Origin of the sequence: Actinomycetospora chlora, assembly GCF_039542135.1 — a bacterium.
Classification (GTDB): Bacteria; Actinomycetota; Actinomycetes; order Mycobacteriales; family Pseudonocardiaceae; genus Actinomycetospora; species Actinomycetospora chlora.
This window is the reverse complement of sequence record NZ_BAABHO010000105.1, coordinates 1-5042: the sequence shown is the minus strand read 5'-3', so window position 1 is coordinate 5042 and position 5042 is coordinate 1. Positions and strand designations below refer to the sequence as shown.

Sequence of the window (5042 nt, the reverse complement as noted above, 5' to 3'; positions counted from 1 at the left end):
GGCCGCCGCCCGGCGCCCCGCGCGGCCCGCAGGGCCCCCCGCCGACGCGCTCGGCGCCGCCGGGCGGTGGCGGTCCCGGTCCGGCCGGTCCGCCGCAGGCCCCCCACGACGGCGGTCTGCCGCCCGGCTGGCGCCCCGTGCCCCCCTCGCAGAACCCGACGCACCACCACGACCAGGACGGCTTCCCCAGCGAGGCGCCGACCGTGGCCAACGGCGCCGCGGTCCGGGCCGACGCGCCCGACGGGGCCACCCGCGCGACGAGCGCCGCCACCGCCACGGCTGCCCGGCGCAGCGCGGTCGGCACGGTGACGCCGCCCGAGGGCCGCGAGACCACCCGCGAGCCCCGCCTGCTCACCCACGACACCGCACGACCCACCCGCACCGGGGAGGACCGCACGCGCGCCACCCCGACCCGCGCGGGGTCGCCGGGCTCGACGTCCACCCGCGCCGCCATGGCCGCCGGCGGGCTGTCCGGCACGGCCGTCGCGCCCGCCCCCACCCGCCGCGGCGGGCGTGGCGGCGGCGGGGACGACGACCCGCCGCGCGGCCGCGGCGGCGGGGCCGCCGCGGCCGACCCGAGCCGGCGGCGCTGGCGGCGCATCCGCCGCACCACCTACCTGGTCGTCGGGCTCGTGGTGCTCGGCCCGATCCTCGCCTTCGCGATCGGCTGGATCTTCTTCCGCGTCCCGACGCCGGACGACGCCTTCAACAACCAGGTCGCGACGATCTCGTACGCCGACGGCTCCTCGCTGGCGTCGCTCGTGCCCGAGGGCGGCAACCGCATCAAGGTGCCGATCACGCAGGTGCCCCTGCACGTCCAGCAGGCGGTGCTCTCGGCCGAGGACCGCTCGTTCTACTCCAACCTCGGGTTCGACCCCGTCGGCATCCTGCGCGCGACCTGGAACCAGGCGACGGGCGGCACCGGTGGCGGGTCGACGATCACCCAGCAGTACGTCAAGAACGTGCTGGTGGGCGACGAGTACTCGCTGTGGCGCAAGTACAAGGAGGTGGTCATCGCCGCCAAGATCTCCCAGCAGCAGAGCAAGGAGGAGATCCTCGGCAACTACCTCAACTCGATCTACTTCGGCCGCGGCGCCTACGGCATCCAGTCCGCGGCGCAGGCGTACTTCAACAAGGACGTCTCGCAGCTCTCGGTCTCCGAGGGGGCGATGCTCGCCGGGCTGATCCAGTCGCCCTCGCGGTGGGACCCGGCGGTCGACCGCGGCATGAGCGAGCAGCGCTGGAACTTCGTGCTCGACGGCATGGTCAGCCAGAACTGGCTGCCGGCCGCGGAGCGCCGCGCGCAGGTCTTCCCGGCGGCGATCCCGCCGCAGCCGCGCCGCAGCGGCATCCCGGACAACGATCGCGGCCACATCGTCTCGGCGGTGCGCGACGAGCTGAACTCCTACGGGATCACCGAGCAGCAGGTGAACCAGGAGGGCCTGCAGGTCACCACCACCATCGACGACCGGATGCAGCAGGAGGCCGCCGACTCGGTCGAGCGACGCCTGCGCGGCCAGCCGGGCAACCTGCGCTCGTCGCTGGTGTCGGTCGACCCGCGCACCGGCGCCGTGCTCGCCTACTACGGCGGCCAGGACGGCTCCGGGTTCGACTACGCCCAGACGCAGCGCCAGCCCGGCTCGTCGTTCAAGCCGTTCGTGCTGCTCGCCGGTCTCGAGCGCACCCCGCCGATCGGGCTGGGCACGACGTTCGACGGGTCGAGCCCGCAGACGATCGCGGGTACGGAGATCGAGAACTCCGAGGGCGAGAGCTGCCCGAACTGCGACCTGCGCACGGCGATGACGCAGTCGATCAACACGGTCTTCTACCAGCTCGGTGTCCAGGTCGGCCCCCAGCGCGTGGCCGACGCCGCGCACCAGGCCGGGGTGTCGGCGCCGCTCGCGGCCCCCAGCGGCGGTATCTCGCTGGGTGACCGCGAGGTCCGCCCGACCGACATGGCGGCGGCGTACGCGACCTTCGCCGCGGACGGCGTCTACCACCGTCCGCACCTGGTCAGCCGCGTCACCACCGCCGACGGCCGGGTGCTGTTCGACGCGGGCGCGCCGGCCGGCGAGACGCGCATGACCCAGCAGCTCGCCCGCAACGTCACCGAGGCGATGCTGCAGGTGGCCGACCACTCGGGCGTGCCGCTGTCCGGCGGCCGGCCGGTGGCGTCGAAGACCGGCACGGTGCAGTCCTCGGTGGAGGGCCAGAACAACGACGCGTGGATGGTCGGCTTCACGCCGCAGGTGTCCACGGCGGTCTGGGTCGGCACCGACGACAACACGCCGATCAAGGACCGGAGCGGGAAGCCGATCTACGGCCGCGCCCTGCCCGGCCAGATCTGGCAGGGCTACATGAACGACGCCCTGCGCGGTGAGCCCGTCCAGCAGTTCTCCGACTTCCGGCCCATCGGCACCCCGCCCCAGACGACCCCCACCGCGCCCCCGGACCAGCCCGGCTGCGTCGAGGGCCAGCCCTGCCCGCCGCAGGGTGACCAGGGCCAGCAGGGCGGCGACCAGGGCGGTGGCGACCAGGGTCAGCAGCAGGGCGGCGACCAGGGCGGACAGCAGGGCGGCCAGGACGGTGGCGGCGGCCAGGGCGGCGGCGGCCAAGGTGGCGGCGACGGTGGCGGCGGCCAGGGTGGCGGCGGCCAGGGCGGCGGTGGCGGCCAAGGTGGCGGCGACGGTGGCGGTGGTGGTGACGGCGGCGGAGGCGGCGGTGGCGGCCTCTTCTGACGCCGACCGCCCGCTGTCGGGGCCCGCGTGACCGGCGCCCCCACCCGTGCCGGGGCCACGACCACCGGCCGGGCCCGGGCCCACGACCCGGCGTCACTGGGCCCGGACCAGCGGGTGCGGCCCACCCAGGAGGACCCGTTCGTCGCGTCGCTGTCATCGGTCGTCGGCGGCCCGCTCGGCGAGCACGCGGTGGCCGGGCGCGCCCGGTTCTTCACGCCGCTGCGCGCGGTGCTGCTGCTCGGCGTCGTCGTGCTCGCCCTCGCGTGGTTCGCGAAGGCACCGTGCCTGCAGCAGTACCCGGGCGAGCGGGGGCTCGAGCTCGACTGGCGCGACGGGCGCCAGTACGTCGCGATGTGCTACTCGGACACCGTCCCGCTGTACACCGCCGAGCGCCTCGACGTCGGGGGCGTGCCGTACGTGACGTCCTGGGTGGACCGGCGCGAGGACGGCAGCGAGCAGGTGCGTTACATGGAGTACCCGGTGCTCACCGGGTTCTTCCAGTGGGCCAACGCGCGTCTCGCCGACCTGTGGCTCGTCGGCGCGCAGGCCGGTGTCCTGCCCGGCGGGCTCGCGGTCGTCGTGTACTTCGACCTCTCCGCGGTCTGGCTCGCCCTCGCGTGGCTGGTGACGCTGTGGGCCCTGGTCCGGCTGCGACCCGGGCGACCGTGGGACGCGGCCATCGCGGCCGTCTCGCCCCTGGTCGCGGTGCACGCCTTCACCAACTTCGACACGCTCGCCGTCGCCGCGGCGACGCTCGGCATGCTCGCCTGGGCCCGGCGCCGGCCCGTGCTGGCCGGGGTGGTCCTCGGGATCGGGGCCGCGGCGAAGCTCTACCCGCTGTTCCTGCTGTTCCCCCTGCTGCTGCTCTGCCTGCGGGCGGGCCGGATGCGGTCCTGGTGGGCGGCGACGGCGGCCGGCGTCCTGAGCCTCGGGCTGGTCAACCTGCCCGTGGCGCTGGCGGCGCCCGCGGGCTGGTGGGAGTTCTTCCGGCTCAACGGCGACCGGGGCGCGGACCCGGACTCGCTCTACAACATCGTCGCCGGCCTGACGGGCTGGAGCGGCTTCGACGGCCCCCTCGCCCCCGGCCAGCCGCCCTCGGTGCTCAACGCCGTCAGCGCGGTCCTCTTCGCGGTCTGCTGCCTCGCGATCGGCGTCCTCGTCGTCCGGGCGCCGCGCCGGCCCCGGTTCGCGGCGATCGCGTTCCTCGTGATCGTCGCGTTCCTGCTGACGAACAAGGTCTGGAGCCCGCAGTACTCGCTGTGGCTCGTACCGCTGGCCGTCCTGGCCTACCCGCGGTGGCGCCCGCTCCTGGCGTGGATGGCGATCGACGCCCTGGTCTGGGTCCCGCGGATGTACTACTACCTCGGCACCGACGCGAAGGGCCTGCCGGCGCCGTGGTTCTACGGGGCGGTCCTGCTGCGCGACGTCGCGGTGCTGGCGATCGCGGCGCTGGTGCTGCGCTCGGTGCTGCGCCCCGAGCTCGACCCGGTGCGGACCCCCCGTGACCCGTCCTTCTCCCGCGGTCTCGACGACCCGGACGGCGGGGTGCTCGACGGCGCCCCCGACGACGCGCGGCGGCTGGCCCGGGCGGACGCGGTGCTCGACGCGGTGACCGGGCTCGTGGGCCGCCGTCGGCGCGAGCGGGGCGGAGATCGAGTCGCCCGATGAGGGCGACCCCGGGCGGCCGGGCGTGTCGCTCGGCGACGAGCTCGGCAGCCGGGTGAGGCTGCGCGTCACCACCGGGCGACACGCTCGTTGGGTCCCACGTGCCGCCGGGACGGCCCGCTCCCCCCACGAGGACCGCCCCGGCATTCCCCGGCTCCCGAGGAGAAGGTCCCCACATGGCGCTGCGCCCTTCCCGCCTGCTGTCGGCGGTCGTCGCGAGCGGGCTCGTCACGGGCTCGCTGCTGCTCGGTGCCGGCTCGGCCCTCGCCGCGCCGACCCCCACCCCGACCGACCCCGTGCAGGCACGGTGCGGCCAGACCGTCCGCGCGGAGCCGGGCCAGACCGTCCGGGTGGTCCCCGAGCTCGGGCTGCCGTTCGAGCGTGAGGTCCGGGCCGGGATGGACCCGATCACGCAGCTGATCGGCGGCGTCCTCTGCCGGGTGCAGGTGCAGGTCGTCGAGCCGGTGGCCGACCAGGTCGCCCAGGCGGCGCCGCCGCTGCGCCAGGCCACCGACACCGTGCGCCAGAACAGCGGGGCCGTCCTGGCCCCGTCGGCGCGGCCCCGTGCCGCGACGCCGGCCCCTGCCGCCACCCCCGCCCCGGCCGGGGCGCCGGCGTTCACCCCGCAGCAGGCCGCGG

3 protein-coding genes are annotated in these 5042 nt (G+C 75.9%); all 3 read left to right on the top strand.

The features are described from left to right. Window positions 1–2738: transglycosylase domain-containing protein (locus ABD994_RS30790; RefSeq protein WP_345425396.1), on the top strand; the 2738-nt coding region annotated here is incomplete at its 5' end. A gap of 27 nt (window positions 2739–2765) precedes the next feature. After that, on the top strand, window positions 2766–4406 hold the full coding sequence (locus tag ABD994_RS30785; RefSeq protein WP_345425393.1) for a glycosyltransferase family 87 protein: 1641 nt from the start codon (window positions 2766–2768) through the stop codon (window positions 4404–4406). Between the two features lie 173 nt (window positions 4407–4579). Next, window positions 4580–5042: hypothetical protein (locus tag ABD994_RS30780; RefSeq protein WP_345425389.1), on the top strand; the 463-nt coding region annotated here is incomplete at its 3' end.